At 73.1% G+C, this 16763-nt stretch carries 17 protein-coding genes; 13 read left to right on the top strand and 4 right to left on the bottom strand.

Annotated features, from left to right (window positions below; translation table 11 throughout):
• Positions 1-95: 95 nt before the first annotated feature.
• Positions 96-1121, bottom strand: coding sequence for an NAD(P)/FAD-dependent oxidoreductase (locus ACFWGN_RS04700; protein ID WP_318244488.1), 1026 nt, complete (start codon positions 1119-1121; stop codon positions 96-98).
• An 81-nt stretch (positions 1122-1202) separates the two neighbouring features.
• On the opposite strand from ACFWGN_RS04700, the gene ACFWGN_RS04695 reads away from it, so the two are divergent.
• Complete coding sequence (locus tag ACFWGN_RS04695; protein WP_377615909.1) at positions 1203-1805, top strand: helix-turn-helix domain-containing protein; 603 nt, start codon at positions 1203-1205, stop codon at positions 1803-1805.
• Between the two features lie 132 nt (positions 1806-1937).
• Here the strand turns inward: ACFWGN_RS04695 and rpmB are convergent, their stop codons facing one another.
• The gene (rpmB, locus tag ACFWGN_RS04690; protein ID WP_056648452.1) at positions 1938-2129 is read right to left on the bottom strand and encodes a 50S ribosomal protein L28; all 192 of its coding nucleotides are present in this window, start codon (positions 2127-2129) and stop codon (positions 1938-1940) included.
• A gap of 289 nt (positions 2130-2418) precedes the next feature.
• On the opposite strand from rpmB, the gene ACFWGN_RS04685 reads away from it, so the two are divergent.
• The 3 genes from ACFWGN_RS04685 to rsmD are packed head-to-tail and all read left to right on the top strand — an operon-like array spanning position 2419 to position 7225.
• Positions 2419-4227, top strand: a complete 1809-nt coding sequence (locus ACFWGN_RS04685; protein ID WP_377615908.1) for a DAK2 domain-containing protein — start codon at positions 2419-2421, stop codon at positions 4225-4227.
• Positions 4224-6599: an ATP-dependent DNA helicase RecG gene (locus ACFWGN_RS04680; protein ID WP_377615907.1), complete on the top strand. Its 2376-nt coding sequence runs from the start codon at positions 4224-4226 to the stop codon at positions 6597-6599. Before ACFWGN_RS04685 ends, ACFWGN_RS04680 begins: the two co-directional genes overlap by 4 nt.
• A gap of 35 nt (positions 6600-6634) precedes the next feature.
• Positions 6635-7225 (top strand): 16S rRNA (guanine(966)-N(2))-methyltransferase RsmD, encoded by a 591-nt coding sequence (rsmD, locus tag ACFWGN_RS04675; protein ID WP_377615906.1) that lies wholly within the window; start codon positions 6635-6637, stop codon positions 7223-7225.
• Positions 7226-7250: 25 nt separating this feature from the next.
• Here rsmD and ACFWGN_RS04670 read toward each other — a convergent pair whose 3' ends face one another.
• Positions 7251-8096: a hypothetical protein gene (locus tag ACFWGN_RS04670; RefSeq protein ID WP_377615905.1), complete on the bottom strand. Its 846-nt coding sequence runs from the start codon at positions 8094-8096 to the stop codon at positions 7251-7253.
• 103 nt (positions 8097-8199) lie between these two features.
• Between ACFWGN_RS04670 and coaD the strand changes: the two genes are divergently transcribed.
• The 6 genes from coaD to mutM all read left to right on the top strand — a co-directional run bounded on the left by coaD (position 8200) and on the right by mutM (position 12079).
• Entirely contained in the window at positions 8200-8766 is a 567-nt protein-coding gene (coaD, locus tag ACFWGN_RS04665; protein ID WP_377616080.1) for a pantetheine-phosphate adenylyltransferase, read from the top strand.
• Positions 8763-9290 (top strand): hypothetical protein, encoded by a 528-nt coding sequence (locus ACFWGN_RS04660; RefSeq protein ID WP_377615904.1) that lies wholly within the window; start codon positions 8763-8765, stop codon positions 9288-9290. Before coaD ends, ACFWGN_RS04660 begins: the two co-directional genes overlap by 4 nt.
• Positions 9291-9539: 249 nt before the next feature.
• Positions 9540-10127 carry a YceD family protein gene (locus ACFWGN_RS04655; RefSeq protein WP_377615903.1) on the top strand — a complete coding sequence of 196 codons (588 nt, stop codon included), beginning with the start codon at positions 9540-9542 and terminating at the stop codon, positions 10125-10127.
• Between the two features lie 2 nt (positions 10128-10129).
• Entirely contained in the window at positions 10130-10324 is a 195-nt protein-coding gene (gene rpmF / locus ACFWGN_RS04650) for a 50S ribosomal protein L32 (RefSeq protein WP_056648464.1), read from the top strand.
• 5 nt (positions 10325-10329) lie between these two features.
• Entirely contained in the window at positions 10330-11100 is a 771-nt protein-coding gene (gene rnc, locus ACFWGN_RS04645; RefSeq protein WP_377615902.1) for a ribonuclease III, read from the top strand.
• Positions 11093-12079, top strand: a complete 987-nt coding sequence (mutM, locus tag ACFWGN_RS04640) for a bifunctional DNA-formamidopyrimidine glycosylase/DNA-(apurinic or apyrimidinic site) lyase (protein WP_377615901.1) — start codon at positions 11093-11095, stop codon at positions 12077-12079. The genes rnc and mutM overlap by 8 nt, the downstream gene beginning before the upstream one ends.
• A 29-nt stretch (positions 12080-12108) precedes the next feature.
• Here the strand turns inward: mutM and ACFWGN_RS04635 are convergent, their stop codons facing one another.
• The gene (locus ACFWGN_RS04635; RefSeq protein ID WP_377615900.1) at positions 12109-13086 is read right to left on the bottom strand and encodes an NAD(P)-dependent oxidoreductase; all 978 of its coding nucleotides are present in this window, start codon (positions 13084-13086) and stop codon (positions 12109-12111) included.
• 244 nt (positions 13087-13330) lie between these two features.
• On the opposite strand from ACFWGN_RS04635, the gene ACFWGN_RS04630 reads away from it, so the two are divergent.
• The 3 genes from ACFWGN_RS04630 to ACFWGN_RS04620 are packed head-to-tail and all read left to right on the top strand — an operon-like array spanning position 13331 to position 16759.
• Positions 13331-14884 carry an APC family permease gene (locus ACFWGN_RS04630; protein WP_377615899.1) on the top strand — a complete coding sequence of 518 codons (1554 nt, stop codon included), beginning with the start codon at positions 13331-13333 and terminating at the stop codon, positions 14882-14884.
• A gap of 1 nt (position 14885) precedes the next feature.
• Entirely contained in the window at positions 14886-15386 is a 501-nt protein-coding gene (locus ACFWGN_RS04625) for a hypothetical protein (RefSeq protein ID WP_377615898.1), read from the top strand.
• Complete coding sequence (locus ACFWGN_RS04620; RefSeq protein WP_377615897.1) at positions 15383-16759, top strand: dipeptidase; 1377 nt, start codon at positions 15383-15385, stop codon at positions 16757-16759. Before ACFWGN_RS04625 ends, ACFWGN_RS04620 begins: the two co-directional genes overlap by 4 nt.
• Positions 16760-16763: the final 4 nt, after the last annotated feature.

Below are 16763 nucleotides of genomic sequence, written 5' to 3'. Positions count from 1 at the left end.
GGATCTTCAGCAAATCTCCCCAAGGTGATGTGCTGGTGGGATGAGAGAGGAGCGGCGGGCGTGCCCGCACGTCGTCCGCCGATCCTCTCAGCCTTTCACCCCGCGTGCTCGCTGGACGTCGTGCGTGCGGCGAGCGCCTGCCGGACCTCGTCGGCGATCAGGTCGCCGTTGGTCGCGGCTGCCGCCTGGACGCCGGCCGCCGCCGCGGCGACCACCTGCGCCATGATGTTCGTGACGTTGCCCGCGACCCTGACACCGGGGACGGAGGTCGCGCCCTGGGGGTCGGAGGGCACGTAGGTCCCGATCGTCACCCCGTCGACGACCTGGTCCTCGGTCGCGACCCCGAGCGACGCGAGGACCGCGGACCGGGCCGTGAAGCGGGGAGCGACGACGAGCGCCGCGCACGGGACGACGTCTCCGGACGCGAGCCGGACGCCGCTCAGGACGCCCGCGTCGAGCGCGAGCCCCGCGACCGGGCCCTCGGCCACCCGGATGCCGCGCGCGTCGAGTGCGGCACGGGTCTCGGCGTCGGGGGCCGGCGACCCGTGGAGGAAGAGGGTCACGTCGTCGCTCCACTGGCGCCACATCTGCGCCTGGTGGACCGCCATCGGGCCCGTCGCGAGGATGCCCACGGCCTGGTCGCGCACCTCCCAGCCGTGGCAGTACGGGCAGTGCAGGACGTCCTTGCCCCACCGGTCGGCGAGTCCGGGCACGTCGGGCAGCTCGTCGACGAGGCCCGTGGTGACCAGCAGACGACGGGCCAGGACGGCCCTGCCGTCGGTCGTGAGGACCTCGAACCCGCCGTCGGGCAGGGCCGTCGCGGACTCGACCGTGCCCTGGGAGATCCGGCCCCCGTAGGCCGCGACCTCGGCCCTCCCGGCCGCGAGGAGCGTGGCGGGGTTCTCGCCGTCGCGGGACAGGTAGCCGTGCATGTGCTCGGCCGGTGCGTTGCGGGGACGTCCGGCGTCGATCACGAGCACGCTGCGTCGTGCCCGCGCGAGCGTGAGGGCTCCGCTCAGGCCTGCCGCGCCACCTCCCACGACCACGACGTCGTAGGTCTCCGGCGTGGTGCTGCTCGGCGTGCTCTCGCCCGTGGCGGGCGCTGGGTTCTCTCGGGTCACGGTGACCACCTCCGTCGTCGAGCATCCGCGCCCCCGCCGCCTGCTGGCAATTCCTCTTGCCGAAGTGGCAAACTTGACGCCATGGACGATCCCTTCGCCGAAGCCCTCGAGGCCGTCGGGCCACGGTTGCGCGCGCTGCGTCGGCAGCGTCACCTGACCCTCGCCGAGCTGTCCGACCGCACGGGCATCTCGGTGAGCACGCTGTCCCGGCTCGAGTCCGGGGGGCGGCGCCCCACGCTCGAGCTCCTCCTGCCGCTCGCCCGCGAGCACGAGGTGCCGCTCGACGAGCTCGTCGGCGCCCCGCCCACGGGGGACCCGCGAATCCACGCGCGCCCGGTCAAGCGGCACGGGTCCACGTTCCTGCCGCTCTCGCGCAGGCCGGGCGGCGTCCAGGCCTACAAGCAGCTCCTGCACGGCAGGACCTCGGACGTCCTGCCCGAGACCAGGGTGCACGAGGGCTACGAGTGGCTGTACGTCCTGGGTGGGCGGCTGCGCCTCCTGCTCGGGGAGCACGACCTGGTCCTCGGCGAGGGCGAGGCGGCCGAGTTCGACACGCGCACCCCGCACGCGATCCTCAGTGCCGACGAGCACCCGGTCGAGCTGCTCGTCCTCTACGGCCCCCAGGGGGAGAGGGCGCACGTGCGGGCGCGGCCCACGTCACGCGCTGCCGACCGGCCGGACTGAGGAGCCGGGCGCCCCGCGGGCGGACGCTGCCCGCCACCCGGGCGGCCCGCCGTCGGGCACCGAACGTCCTCGGACACACGAAAGCCCGCCAGGACGAGTCCTGACGGGCTTTCGTGGAACGAGCTGAAAGGCTCAGACGTGACGGACGACCTTGCCGGCCTTCAGGCACGAGGTGCACACGTTGAGGCGCTTCGGGGTGCCCGAAACGATGGCACGGACGCGCTGGATGTTCGGGTTCCAGCGACGCTTCGTACGGACGTGCGAGTGCGAGATGCTGTGCCCGAAGCTCGGGCCCTTGCCGCAGACTTCGCAGTTGGCAGCCACGATTTCTCCTGATCGTCGTGCACGCCTCCGCGAAGGACAGCGGCGACGTAGTGAATGGTCTGTGGGGTGAACGCTCCGAACCGGCAGAAGCCGGGGAGCGTCCGTGGTCGCCCAGATCTGTCCGGGCAACCTCCATAGGGTAGCCGATGGCCGCCCTCCACCCCAAACCGGCCCGAACGCATGCAAGAGGCAGCGCGCGAGGCGGACTACGGTGGTCCGGACAGTATCGCAGGCTCGACGGGGGTTCGGCACCCTCGCGTGCCGCCCCGGACCGAGGAGCCCCACGAGCGTGACCGACGGCAAGGAGCACATCGAGCCCGCAGTGGTGCGGGCGTGGGTGACCGAGACGGTCCGGACGCTCGGGGAGGCCAGGGCGCGCATCGACAGCGCGAACGTCTTCCCCGTCGCGGACGCGGACACCGGCACCAACATGCTCCTGACGGTCACCGAGGGGGCGCGGGCCGTGGCCGCCCTGCCCGACGGCGAGCCCACCGACTCCGTCCTGGTCGCCTTCGCGCGGGGCGCGCTGCTCGGGGCGCGCGGGAACTCGGGCGTGATCCTCAGCGAGTTCCTGCGCGGCTTCGCGGGCGCGGTCACGTCCGCGGACCAGCCCGTGGGGTCGCTGCGCGTCGCGACACGGTTCGAGGCCGCTGCTCGGGCCTCGTACGCGGCGGTCGCCGCTCCCGTGCCCGGGACGATCCTCACGGCCGCGAGCGGCGGGGCGTCCGCGGCCCGCGCCGCGGCCGACGCGGGCGCCGACCTGACCGGCGTGGTGGTCGCGGCACGTGACGGATCTCACCGCGCCATGCTCCGCAGCCCCAGCGAGCTCGAGGTCCTCTCGCGCGCCGGGGTGCGAGACGCGGGGGCGTTCGGGCTCGTCCTCGTGCTCGACGCGCTGTGCCGAGTCCTGGGCGCGGACGGGCTCGACGGCGCCGGTCTGGAGGCCGGTGTGACCGAGACCTCGCGCCTCGGCGGGGCCCCGGTGGTGGTTCCGGGTCACGGCAGCTCGCCTGCGTCGGACGTGCCGGCAGGTCCGGTGCTGCCAGCGCTCCCGACGCTGTCGGTGGCCGGCGGCACCATGGACGCCATGGCGACCCTGACGACCGACGCCTCGGTGGACCCGCGGGCGAGGGCGGGCCTCGCCGTCGGGCACGCCGATCCCTCTGCCGGCCCGTCGCCCGCGCTCACCGGCGGCGACCCCGCGGCTGTGGGGCTCGACGGCGAGTTCGAGGTCATGTTCGTCGTGGAGTCGGTCCAGGACGGCCGCAGGGACGCCCCTGACCTCGCAGCCGCGCTCCGTACCGCGCTCCAGGAGGTCGGCGACTCGGTCGTCGTGGTCGGTGACGGCGTCTGGCAGGCGCACGTGCACACGGACGACCCCGGGCGCGCGGTCGCCGCGGCGCGACAGGTCGCCGCCGGACGTGCGGGGCTGCGCCAGGTCTGCGTGCGCCACCTCGCGACCCAGGTCGCTGCGCGCGGCGTGCACGAGGACCCGTCGGCCGCCGCGCCCCACCCCGAGCAGCAGGTGCCCGCGCACGGCGTGGTGGCCATCACGTCGGCGCCAGGGCTCGTACCGGACCTGGCCCGCAGCGGGGCCGTTGTCCTGCTCGCGGCCGACCGCGCCCCCGAGCCCGAGGAGGTGCTGAGGGTCGCGGTGGACACCTCGGCCCGGTTCGTCACGGTGCTTCCGGGCAGCGCCGCGGCCGCGGTCGCGGCCCGCGCGGCGGCGTCGCGGGTCGAGCCGGGAGCGGGCGACCTGCAGGCCGTCGAGGTCCTCGACGCCCCGACGGACCTGCACGTCGTCGCGGCCCTCGCCGCGGCGCAACTCGTCGAGGAGGACCAGGCCGAGGCGATGCGAGCCGCGCTCGCCGACGTCCGGGCCGTCCAGGTCGCGGCGGACGGCTCGCTCGTGCGTCCCGCGCTCGAGGACCTCCTGCGCCCGGACGACGAGGTCCTCACGATCATGCCGGGACGTGGGGTGGACCCGCTCGTGATCGACGTCGTCGTCGGCATCGCCCGTCAGCGCGTCCCGGGCATCGAGGTCGTCGTCCTCGACTCCGGGCGCGACCACGCAGACCTCGAGCTGGGAGCGGAATGACCAAGGACCTGACGCCCGAGACCCCGGACCACGTGACCGCCACCCGCGTGCTGGCCGGGGACCTCGTCACGGGACCCGTGGACCGGTTCGCCGAGCCGCTCGCCAAGGTGCTCGGCCCGCGGACCGCCGGCGCGCTCGCGAAGCTGGGCCTCGAGACGACGGGCGACCTGCTGGGCCACTACCCGCGCCGCTACGGCGACCCGGGCAGGCTCACCGACCTCGGCGGGCTCGTGCTCGGGGAGCACGTGACGATCATGGCGCGCGTGGTCCAGGCGACCGTACGCGCCATGCGCTCACGGGGCGGGGCCATGATGCAGGCCGAGGTCACCGACGGCGTCCACCGGCTCTCGCTGACGTTCTTCGCCAAGGGCACCGGGGCGCTCCGGACCCACGAGAGCCGCCTGCAGCCCGGGCGCACGGGACTGTTCACGGGCGTCGTGAGCGCCTACCGCGGGGCGCGCCAGCTCACGCACCCGGACTACCTGATCATCGGGGTCGACGCCGACGACGAGGAGTCCGCCCTCATCGAGGCCCGTCGCCCCATCCCGCTCTACCCGGCGAGCGCCGCGATCCCGAGCTGGCGGATCCAGAAGGCCGTCCGCCAGGTCCTGGACCCGTTGACCGAGGACGAGGTGCCGGACCCGCTGCCTCCCACGGTCCGCGAGGCCCGCGGGTTCGGGTCGCGGCACGCCGCGCTCCAGGACGTCCACGAGCCGTTCGACACGCGCCAGTGGCAGCACGGCCGTGACCGCCTGCGCTACGAGGAGGCGTTCGTGCTCCAGGCCGCGCTCGCCCAGCGGCGCGCGCGGGCCGAGGCCGAGGAGGCGACGGCCCGGCCCCTGCTCGCCCGGGGCGAGCCCAGCGTCCTCGCGGACTTCGACGCGTCCCTGCCGTTCACGCTCACGGCCGGGCAGCGTGAGATCGGCGCGGAGATCTCCGAGGAGCTCGCGCGCTCGCGGCCCATGCAGAGGCTGCTCCAGGGAGAGGTCGGCTCGGGCAAGACCGTCGTCGCGCTGCGCGCGATGCTCCAGGTGGTCGACGCCGGGGGGCAGGCCGCTCTCCTGGCGCCCACCGAGGTGCTCGCCTCGCAGCACGCCCGAACGCTTGCGACCCTGCTGGGGCCGCTCGCCGAGGGAGGCATGCTGGGTGGGGCCGACCACGGCACGCGCGTCGCCCTCCTCACGGGATCCCTGGGGGCCGCCGCCAAGAAGTCCGCGCTGCTCGACGCCGCGAGCGGACGCGCGGGGATCGTCGTCGGGACGCACGCGCTGCTGAGCGAGAACGTGCAGTTCGCGGACCTCGGGCTGGTCGTGGTCGACGAGCAGCACCGGTTCGGCGTGGAGCAGCGCGACGCGCTCCGGGCCAAGGCCCGCACGAGCCCTCACCTGCTCGTCATGACCGCGACCCCCATCCCGCGCACGGTCGCCATGACGGTGTTCGGTGATCTCGAGACGTCCTCGCTCACCGAGATCCCGGCCGGGCGGGCGGGCATCACGACGCACGTGGTCCCCGCGGACAACGAGGCGTGGATGAACCGGACGTGGCAGCGCGTGCGCGAGGAGGTCGACGCCGGCCACCGCGCCTACGTGGTGTGCGCCCGGATCCACCCCGACGCCGAGGTCCCGGCCCCGGACGCAGGTCCCGACGCCGCGGGGGAGGGCAAGGTGGCCGCGAGGAGGAGGACCAGGACCGACGACTTCGACGAGGTGCCCGACTTCCTCGACCTCGACGGGACCGGCACCGGGTCGGACCGGCCGCCGCTGCGCGCGGTGCTCGAGGTCGCCGAGGAGCTCGCGCGCGTGCCCGCGCTGCGCGGCCTCTCGGTCGGCGTCCTGCACGGGCAGATGCCGCCGGCGGACAAGGAGAAGGCCATGGCCGACTTCGCGTCCGGCGCGGTGCAGGTGCTGGTCTCCACGACCGTGGTCGAGGTCGGCGTCGACGTGCCCGAGGCCACCGTGATGGTCGTGTTCGACGCCGACCGGTTCGGCCTCTCGCAGCTCCACCAGCTCCGCGGCCGCGTGGGCCGTGGCTCCGCGCCGGGGCTGTGCCTGCTCGTCTCGACCGTCGAGCCCGGCACGCCCGCGGCCGTCCGGGTCGAGACCATGGCCGAGACCACCGACGGCTTCCGCCTCGCGACCGTCGACCTCGAGCTGCGCAGCGAGGGCGACGTGCTGGGCGCTGCCCAGTCCGGCAGGGCGAGCTCGCTGCGGCTGCTGCGTGTCGTCAAGGACGTCGCGGTGATCGAGCAGGCACGCGCGGACGCGGCCGAGGTGATCGCCGCGGACCCTGACCTCGAGCACCACCCCGAGCTGCGGGCCGCGATCACGAGCAGGCTCGACCCCGAGCGCGAGGAGTTCCTCGAACGGTCGTAGCCGGGCCCCGGGCCGACCCGTCTAGGCTGTCCCGCATGACGAGGATCGTGGCCGGGACGGTCGGTGGACGCAGCCTGCAGGTGCCCCCCAAGGGCACGCGCCCCACGAGCGACCGGGTGCGCGAGGCGATCTTCTCGCGGCTCGAGCACTACGGGGTCCTCGAGGGGGCCTATGTCCTGGACCTGTATGCGGGGTCAGGAGCCCTGGGCCTGGAGGCCGCCTCGCGCGGCGCGCAGAAGGTCGTGCTGGTCGACGCCGCGCGCGCCGCCGCGGAGGTCTGCCGGGCCAACGTGAAGACCCTCGGCCTGACGAACGTGCAGGTCGTCCAGGACAAGGCCGAGAAGTTCGTCCTGTCGCCGCCGGCGACCACGTGGGACGTCGTCTTCATCGACCCTCCCTACGACCTCGCGGAGGCAGTGGTCGCCGAGCTCCTGCGGCAGCTCTCGGTGACGTCGGCGCTCGTCGAGGACGCGGTCGTGGTCGTGGAGCGCTCGACGCGCAGCCCCGAGCCGCAGTGGCCCGCAGGATGGGAGCTGCTCGCCCGCAAGGACTACGGCGAGACGGCCGTGTACTACGCGGGTCCGGCCGCGGCCGAGGCCGGGGAGGCTGCGGGCGACGCGTCCTGAGGGACCTGCCCAGGTCCTGAGGGACCTACAGACCGGACGGGGCAGCGGGCGCGCGCAGCGACGCCTCGTCGAGCAGCCCCACCGGGACGCGGTCGAGCTCGTCGGCGGCGACCAGCTCGACGCGCTCTCCTGCGACCGAGGCCAGCAGCGCGCGCGTGGGCTCGTCGTCCGCGAGGCTTCCCTCGCTGTCCACGAAGTACTCGCGCAGGAACGTGCGCAGCGGGGCCGCGGGCACGCTCGTCGCCGTGGGGTCCTCGGTCGCGAGCGTCATGAGCAGCAGCGCGGGCACACGCTCGGCGCCGGGAGCGTTGCCGGGCTGGAAGTACGGCACCGCCAGGACACGTCCGCCGTGGCGCGCGTAGAACCGCAGCCGCGCCTCGGGGTCGCCGTGCGCCTCGCTCGCCGCGTGGAAGCCCGGGTGCTCGACCTCGCCCAGCACCATGGCCGGGCGCAGGTTCGTCAGCCACGCGGCCACGGCCGCCCCGAGCAGGGCCGCGCCGATCCCGCCCCCGCGCCGCCCCGGCGCGATCGCCAGGTACTGCACGAGCAGGACCCGCGCCTCGGCCGACCACGAGCCGACGACGCCGGCCACCACACGCCCGGCCGGGACCTCGCCCGGCGCGCCGTCCGTCGTGCCCGCCCCACCGGGCCCCGGCCCGGCCGCACCCGGTCCGCTCGGGGGAGCGGCGCCGTCGGGCACCTCGACGACCCCCAACGACTCCAGGTGCCCCGCCGCGTGGTCCGCGAGGAACGACGAGAGCGAGACCAGCTCCGCCGGAGGGAACGACGGGCTCAGCACGTCCCGGTAGAGCTGCGTGAGCTGCTCGACCGAGCGGAGGGGGACGACGACGGGACCGGACTGAGGAGACATGGCACCCATCCTGCCGCGCCCGGGCTCCGCGCGCGGCCTGGCGCGGCCCGCGGCGAGCCCCGGCCTGCCCGGATTCCCGGGGCCCGTGTACTACCGTGGCGAGGTGACCATCGCCGTCTGCCCGGGGTCGTTCGACCCCCTCACCCTCGGCCACCTCGACATCGTCCGCCGAGCGCGGTCCTTGTTCGACGAGGTCGTCCTGGGGGTCGCCCGCAACTCGTCCAAGTCCGCGCTCCTGAGCGCCGAGCAGCGCGTCGAGATCGCCCGCGCCGCGCTCGACGCGAGCCCGGGCCTCGAGGACGTGCGCGTCGCGATCGTCCCCGGTCTCCTCGTGGACTTCTGCCGCGAGGTCGGAGCCGTGGCCGTCGTCAAGGGCCTGCGCGGAGGCGCGGACTTCGACGCCGAGCTTCCCATGGCCCTCATGAACCGCCACCTCGTGGGCGTCGAGACCGTGTTCGTCCCGGGCGACCCCGCCCTCGCCCACGTCGCGTCCTCGCTCGTCAAGGACGTGGCCCGCTTCGGCGGCCCCGTCGACGACCTCGTCCCGGCGGGCGTGGGCGACCTCGTGCGCCGGGCGCTCGCGGACCGCGCGGCCGGCTCGACGCCCGCGACGGAGCAGTCGGGGCAGGCGCGGCAGGCGACCCCCACCACGGAAGGAACAGGCCGATGAACGACCAACCGCTCGCCCAGACCGAGGACGAGGCGCAGACCGAGGCCGGGCTCCACGTGATCCTCGACGACCTGGCCCACCTGGTCGAGACGGCTCGGGCCATGCCCATGTCGTCGTCGGTCCTGGTCCACAAGGCCGACGCCCTGGCCCTCGTCGACGAGATGCGCCACGCGCTGCCCGAGCAGCTCGCGCACGCCGACGAGGTGCTCGCGGAGGCCAACGCGGTGCTCGCGGAGGCCACCAAGCAGGCCGAGGACATCCTCACGACGGCGCGCGCCCGCGCGATCGAGCTGGTCCAGAAGGAGCAGGTCGTGGTGCAGGCCGAGTCGCGGGCCCACGCGATCGTCGAGGACGCCGAGCGGACCGCCGCGGAGCTGCGGGTCGACGCCGACGACTACTGCGACCGCCGTCTCGCCGAGTTCGAGGTGGACCTGGGCAAGATCATGGCGCAGGTGCACGCCGGGCGGGCCAAGCTCGCCCAGCGCATGGGCGAGCTCCAGGGCGGCGAGGGCTCAGGGGAGTAGGAGCTGGCCCGTCGGCGGCACGGAGCGCGTGCCCCGCGCGCGGGGTCCGGAACACCTGTCCGATCCGGGTCAGTTCGTGAGGTTCGACGGCGGTTCTGTCATGCCGTAAGATGGTCCGTTGGTCCTGCCTGTCATCGGCTGGGGCCGAGGTGCACGTTCATCTCCCTGAGATCCCCCTGGTTCTTGCGGGACTGACGTGCGCGTTGTGACCTTGAACACCTGGTGGCCCGCTCGGGTCGCTGAGAACCTGTGGAGGAACCCATCACTCTCGACTCGCGCTCGCCTCTTGTGCTCGACACCTACGAGCTCGGTCGGCGTCCCGGATCGATGCGTGAAGTGACTCGCTCGGTCAAGGCTCCGGCAGACCTCGGTACCGTCGTGATCGGCATCCCTGAAGGCGCTGACCTCGAGCTGGGCGTCCGGCTCGAGTCGGTGATGGACGGGGTCCTGGTGACAGGGACTGCCCAGGCCCAGGCGGTCGGGGAGTGCGTGCGGTGCTTGGAACCGGTGACGGCTGACGTCGTCGCGGACATCCAGGAGCTGTTCGTGTATCCCGAGCGTGCAAAGGCTGCGGCAGAGTCCGGTGACGACGAGGACGAGGTGTACGAGCTCGAGGGCGACCTGATCGATCTCGAGCCCGCGCTTCGGGATTCCGTCGTCACTGCACTACCATTCAGACCGTTGTGTCAGCCCGATTGCCAGGGCCTGTGCTCCGAGTGCGGAGCACGTCTGGCTGAGGATCCTGATCACTCGCACGACATTGTCGATCCCCGGTGGTCGGCACTACAGAGCATGCTCGAGGATCCGAGCGTGTCCGACGAGACGAAAGAGAGCTAGCCGTGGCTGTTCCGAAGCGCAAGATGTCGCGCAGCAACACCCGTGCGCGTCGTTCGCAGTGGAAGACCACCGCCGCGAACCTCACGACCTGCCCGCAGTGCAAGGGCGACAAGCTGTCGCACGCTGCGTGCCCGACCTGCGGCACCTACAAGGGCCGTCAGTACGTCGAGGCGCTGCGCACCGAGCACGCAGGCTGAATAGCGTGACGCCGGAAGCCCCTGCGGCCGCCGGTCTTCTCGAGAGGCTCGGGATCCACCTGGATCCCGAGCTTCTCGTGCTTGCACTGACGCACCGTTCCTTCGCCCACGAGCACGGCGGCATCCCCACCAACGAGCGCCTCGAGTTCCTCGGGGACACCGTGCTGGGGCTCGTCGTGACCGAGGCGCTGTACCGCCGCCACCCGGACCTGCCGGAGGGCGAGCTCGCCAAGATGCGCGCCGCCACGGTCTCGCAGAAGTCGCTCGCCGCGATCGCGCGCGACCTGGGCCTCGGCGGGTACATCCTGCTCGGCAAGGGCGAGGTCCGTACCCGCGGCAACGACAAGGACTCGATCCTGTCGGACACCGTCGAGGCGCTGATCGGTGCGACCTACCTGAGCCACGGCCTCGAGGTCGCCCGCGACCTCGTGCACCGGCTCGTGGACCCGACGCTCGCCGTCGCCGCGGACCTGGGTGCCGGTCTCGACTGGAAGACCTCCCTCCAGGAGTCGGCCGCTGCCCGCAACCTGGGTGCTCCGGTCTACGCGAGCACGGGCGAAGGTCCCGACCACGCCCGCACGTTCACGTCCGAGGTCTCGCTCGACGGCGTCGTCTACGGCACGGGCCACGGCTCGGCCAAGAAGTACGCCGAGCAGGAGGCAGCCGAGATGGCGTACCTCGCCATCCAGAAGCTGCCGCTGCCCGTTCCGGGCGCGGTGGACGTGGACTCCTCCCCGGAGGACGAGCCCCTCGACGGTCCGGGTACCGTTGCCTGAGCTCCCCGAGGTCGAGACCGTCCGTGACGGTCTCGCCCGCCACGTCACGGGACGCACGGTCACGGGCGTCGAGGTCCTGCGCGACTACTCGGTCCGTCGTCACGAGGGCGGCCCGGACAGCTTCCGGGGCCAGCTCGTGGGGCAGCGCGTGGGCGCCGCGGTGCGCCGAGGCAAGTACCTGTGGCTCCTCCTGGAGCACGCTTCGGGCACGCAGGACGGCACGCCGGGCGACCTGCCCGACGCCGCAGCGCCCGCAGGCGGGCACGTCACCGCGCTCATGGCGCACCTGGGCATGAGCGGCCAGCTGCTGGTCCGCTCGGGGACCGCCGCGGTCGACAAGGTGCCGCACCTGCGGGTCCGGCTCGAGCTGTCTGCGCTCACCGGCGAGGACGACGCCCCGCGCACCCTCGACTTCGTGGACCAGCGCACGTTCGGGCACCTGTCGGTGACGGATCTCGCACCGACCCCCGACGGCGCGCCGGGCGGCTGGGGGTCGCCCCTCGCGGAGATCCCCGAGCCCGCCGCGCACATCGCGCGCGACCTGCTCGACCCCGCGCTGCGGCGCGACGACCTCGCACGGGCGGTGCGCCGTCGTCGGACCGGGATCAAGCGTGCGCTGCTCGACCAGCGGCTGGTCTCCGGCGTCGGCAACATCTACGCCGACGAGGCGCTGTGGCGCGCCGGCCTCCACTACGCGCGCCCCACCGACACCCTGCGCCTGGCCGAGGCGCACCGCGTGCTCGACGCCGCCGAGGAGGTCATGCGAGAAGCCCTCGCCCAGGGCGGGACCAGCTTCGACGAGCTCTACGTCAACGTCAACGGCCAGTCCGGCTACTTCTCGCGCTCGCTCGCGGTGTACGGGCGCGAGGGCGAGGAGTGCACGCGGTGCGGGGCGCTCGTGCGACGTGACGAGTTCATGAACCGGTCGTCGTACACGTGCCCCGTGTGCCAGAAGGTGCCGCGCAACGCGCGCTGGTAGCCCTCTCGCGCCCGGGGCCCGCCGGGTGCTCAGCCCCGCGCGACCACGTTGCGCAGCGGGTGGCCCGCGCGCAGGTTCTCCAGGTTCTCCAGGACCAGGGCTGACGCACCCTGGGGCCGGCCCCCTGCGACGTGCGGCGTGAGGATCGTGCGCGGGGCATCCCACAGGGGTGAGTCCGCCGGGAGCGGCTCGGTCTCCGTCACGTCCAGCGCGGCGCCGCCCAGGCGGCCCTCGCGCAGCGCAGCGACCAGGGCGACCTCGTCGACCGTGGCTCCCCGGCCGGCGTTGACGAACCACGCGTGATCCGGGAGCTGGGCGATGCGTGCGGCGTCGAACGCGTGGCGCGTGGCGGGGACCGCGGGCAGCAGCGAGACCAGGACGTCGGTCGTCGCCAGGACCCGTGGCAGGTCCTCGTCGGTCACGACGGGGAAGCCGAACCGTTCGCCCGCAGTGCTCGCGACCCCCGTGACCCGGGCCCCGAGAGCGGCGTAGAGCGGGGCGAGCGCCGCAGCGATCGAGCCGAAGCCCCAGATGGTGACGTGCGCGCCGTGCAGCGTGAAGCGACCGCTGGTCGCTGGGTCTGCCTGCTCGCGCCCCAGGGCGGAGTCCCACCGGTGCTCGCGCTGCGCGGTGCCCGACCGGTCGAGGCGCCGGACTGCGGCGAGCGTGAGGGCCAAGGTGTGCTCGGCCACGGGGCCGTCGTGCAGCGACCGCCCGTTGGTCACGACCACGTCCGGGGCGAAGCCCGCCGCGAGGATCGCGTCGGGACCCGCAGCGAGGGTCTGGACCCAGCGCAACCGGGGGAGGTGCGCGGCGGCGTCCGCGAGGTTCTCCGGGGAGTTCGCCCAGGCCACCAGGACCTCGGCGTCGCGGTGCTCGACCGGGAGGCGAGCCCCGGCGTCGTACTCGACGAACACGTCCTGCGCGCCGCCCTCGCCTGGCGTGGGGTCACCGACGCCCCGGGACGTGAGGTCGAGGGGGAGGGTGTCGGGGACGAGGATCTTCACGCGTGGCTCCAGACGGGGCGAGGGCGGTGCGGGCGGGCCGGCGGCCGGGACTCCCGGGCGGCTGACGCGTCGACGCTACCAGCGCGACACGCCCGACCGTCCCGGCGTGTCGCGGGTGTTCGCGGGGCCGGCCCGTTCCGGGAGCGCAAACCCGTGCCGGGCGATATGTTCGCAACGTCTGGCACGTTCGAGCGGTTCTCGGCGACCCGTCCGTCCAGGGGGGTCTCGGCGGCACGGAGGAATGATGGCCTCACCCACAGCGGAGTCGGGCGGTTCAGGGACGCCCTCGTCGGTCACGTCCGAGAGCCGCGGTGCCCCGCCCACCCGCGAGGAGATGCGCGCGGCGATCACCGCCAGGACCCCCAAGAACTACATCACGTGGCTGATGCTCGCGTTCATGATCACCTCGTCGGTCGCGAGCCTGCGCGCCGCGCCGACCATGGCGGTCTACGGGCTGGCCGCGGTGTTCCTCTACATCGTCCCGGCGCTCGTGTTCCTGCTCCCGACGTCGCTCGTCTCGGCCGAGCTCGCGTCCGGCTGGTCGGGAGGCGTGTACCGCTGGGTCGCGGACGGCATCTCGAAGCCCGCGGGCTTCCTGGCGATCTGGTGCCAGTTCGCCATGACGATCTTCTACTACCCGAGTCTCCTCGGGTACGTGGCGAGCACGTTCGCGTACGTCATCAACCCCTCGCTCGCGAGCAACGGGGTGTACGTCGCGATCGTCATCGTGGTCCTGTTCTGGACCGGGGTCTGGGTGTCGTCGCAGGGCACCAAGGCGGTCGCGGGACTGTCGAGCTTCGGGCTCGTCATCGGGACCCTGGTGCCCGGTGCGCTGCTCGTCGTCCTGGGGCTCGTGTTCCTCGGGCAGGGCAACACCTCTGCCGCCCCCATGGACGCCTCGCACCTGCTGCCGCAGTGGACGGGCATCGCGTCGCTCGTGCTCATCGTCAACAACTTCCTGTCGTACGCGGGCATGGAGATGAACGCCGTGCACGTGACGAGCCTGCGCAAGCCGGCCAAGGAGTTCCCCCGCTCGATGTTCCTCGCGATCGGCCTCGTGCTGGTCATCTTCATCCTCCCGGCGCTCGCGATCAGCTGGGTCATCCCGGCCGACCAGCTCAGCCTCACGGCCGGCGTCATGCAGGCCTTCGACGCGTTCTTCGCGAACTTCGGTGTGAGCTGGCTGACCCCGATCCTGGGTCTGATGCTCATCGCGGCCTCGCTCGGCGGCATGCTGACCTGGCTCGCCGGTCCGTCCAAGGGCCTGCTGACCGTGGCCCGCGAGGAGGGGTACCTGCCGCCCTTCCTGCAGAAGCTCAACAAGCACGGCGTCCAGCAGAACATCCTGGTGTCCCAGGGCCTCGTGACCACGGTGATCGCCCTGCTCTACGCGTTCATCCCCGACGTGTCGAGCTCCTACTGGATCCTGTCGGTCATCACGACGCAGGTGTACCTGATCATGTACCTCCTGCTCTTCGTGGCGGCGGTCCGGTTGCGGCGCAACAAGCCCGACCACCCGCGCGGGTATCGCGCACCGGCGCTCACGCTGCTGTGCACGGTCGGGTTCCTCGCGTCGGTCGCGGCCATGATCATCGGCTTCGTGCCACCCGCACAGTTCTCGAGCGGTAGCGCAGGGGTCTACCTGCTGATCGTGGGTGGTGGCCTGGGCGTCGTCGGGATCCTGGTGCCCGCGCTCTTCTACCTCCTGCGCAAGCCGCACTGGAAGAACCCGGCCAACGTCGGAGGACCGGAGGAGCCGCTCGTCGATGCCCCCGCGGGCGGACCGGAGGAAGCGTGACATGACCACGACGTCGACGACGAACGGCCCCGACGGGCTGCCGCAGCACGAGGACGAGCCGGACGACAACCGGCGGTGGATCGTCTACACCGCGGCCGCGATCCTGGCCGTCGCCGTAGGAGTCCTCATGGCGGTGCTGTACAACAACTACCACGCAGCGCAGGACCGCGAGCTCGCCGAGCAGCGGGCTGCCGAGCTGCACGCCAAGTTCGAGGAGATCGGGATCACCGCCTTCGACGAGGACCAGATCGTGGCCGTGCTGGGCGCCGACGGCGGCGGCTTCTGCACCGACCCGGCAGCCCTGGTGAAGGCGACCGCGAACCTCGGGTCCACGAACGGGGCCACGGGTCCTGGCAGCAGGCCGTCGCTCGTCGACGAGCGACGCCTCCAGGGGGACCGCTTCGTGATCGAGGTCTACTGCCCCGAGCAGCTCGACGACTTCGACGCCTATGTCGACTCCCTCAACCTCGACGAGAACACGACCACCCCGGAGGAATCGTGAGCAGCACACCGTTGGACCTCGCTCCCGTCCAGGCACAGGTGGCCTCGTTGCTGCCTCGAGCGCTCGACGACCTGCGGACGCTCGTCGCGATCCCGTCGGTCGCCGACGAACGGCTCTTCCCGCGCGAGGACTGCGAGCGCGCCGCGCACTGGGTCGCGGACGCCTTCCGTGCCGAGGGGATCGCCGACGCCCGCCTGGTCGAGACTCCCGACGGGTCGAACGTGGTCCTGGGCTACCGTCCCGGCCCACCCGGAGCCCCCACGGTGCTCCTCTACTCGCACTACGATGTGCAACCCCCGCTCGACGACGCCGCGTGGCTCACGCCGCCGTTCGAGCTCACCGAGCGCGACGGGCGCCTGTACGGACGCGGGTCGGCCGACTGCAAGGGCAACATCGTCACGCACCTCACGGCGTTGCGCGCTCTGCGGGCGCTCGGTGGCGACGACTTCCCGGTCGGCATCCGGATCGTGATCGAGGGCTCCGAGGAGCAGGGCACCGGCGGGCTGGACCAGTACGTCGAGGCTCACCCGGGGGAGCTGGCCGCCGACGCGATCCTCATCGCCGACACGGGCAACGCGACCCTCGGCCTCCCCACGCTCACGGTGTCGCTGCGTGGCGCGACCAACGTCGTCGTGACGGTCGAGGCGCTCGAGGGCGAGATCCACTCGGGCATGTTCGGGGGAGCGGCGCCCGACGCGCTCGCTGCCCTCGTCCACATCCTGTCCTCGTTGCGCGACGACGCGGGGAACACGACGATCGACGGCATCCCGCCGGAGATCGCCGACGCGACGTGGCCGGGGGTCGACTACGACCCGGACCAGTTCCGGAGCGACGCGGGGATGCTCGAGGGAACCCGGCTCCTGGGGTCGGGACGCGTCTCCGACCAGCTGTGGTCGCGCCCCGCGGTCACGATCCTGGGGATCGACGCGCCGAACGTCGTCGGCTCGGCCGCCGCGATCCAGCCGCGGGCGGCGGCCCGCCTGAACCTGCGGGTCCCACCGGGGGCGGACGCGCAGGACCTCCAGGACAAGCTCGTGGCCCACCTGGAGAACCACGCGCCCTGGGGCGTCAAGGTCACGACGACGCGCGACGCCGTCGGGCAGCCGTTCCAGGCCCGGACCGACGGTCACGTCTTCGACACGCTCTCGCGTGCGCTGGCGGACGCGTTCGGCAAGGAGACCGTCACGGCCGGTCAGGGCGGGTCGATCCCGCTGTGCAACGTGCTCGCCTCCGAGTACCCGGACGCTCAGATCGTCCTGCTCGGTGTCGAGGAGCCCGCGTGCCTCATCCACGCGCCCAACGAGTCGGTCGCGCCGAGCGAGATCGAGCAGCTCGCGGTGGGCGAGGCGCTGTTCCTGTCCCGGCTGGGCTGACGGG

Origin of the sequence: Oerskovia sp. NPDC060338, assembly GCF_042726295.1 — a bacterium.
GTDB classification, from domain to species: Bacteria; Actinomycetota; Actinomycetes; order Actinomycetales; family Cellulomonadaceae; genus Oerskovia; species Oerskovia merdavium.
This window is presented reverse-complemented; position numbering and strand designations above follow the sequence as displayed.

Bases quoted from the DNA above. Each gene is read 5' to 3' on its own strand.
- ACFWGN_RS04695 (WP_377615909.1), top strand. From the start codon at position 1,203: ATGGACGATCCCTTCGCCGAAGCCCTCGAGGCCGTCGGGCCACGGTTG.
- ACFWGN_RS04680 (WP_377615907.1), top strand. From the start codon at position 4,224: ATGACCAAGGACCTGACGCCCGAGACCCCGGACCACGTGACCGCCACC.
- rsmD (WP_377615906.1), top strand. From the start codon at position 6,635: ATGACGAGGATCGTGGCCGGGACGGTCGGTGGACGCAGCCTGCAGGTG.
- ACFWGN_RS04670 (WP_377615905.1), bottom strand. From the start codon at position 8,096: ATGTCTCCTCAGTCCGGTCCCGTCGTCGTCCCCCTCCGCTCGGTCGAG.
- ACFWGN_RS04660 (WP_377615904.1), top strand. From the start codon at position 8,763: ATGAACGACCAACCGCTCGCCCAGACCGAGGACGAGGCGCAGACCGAG.
- ACFWGN_RS04630 (WP_377615899.1), top strand. From the start codon at position 13,331: ATGGCCTCACCCACAGCGGAGTCGGGCGGTTCAGGGACGCCCTCGTCG.
- ACFWGN_RS04625 (WP_377615898.1), top strand. From the start codon at position 14,886: ATGACCACGACGTCGACGACGAACGGCCCCGACGGGCTGCCGCAGCAC.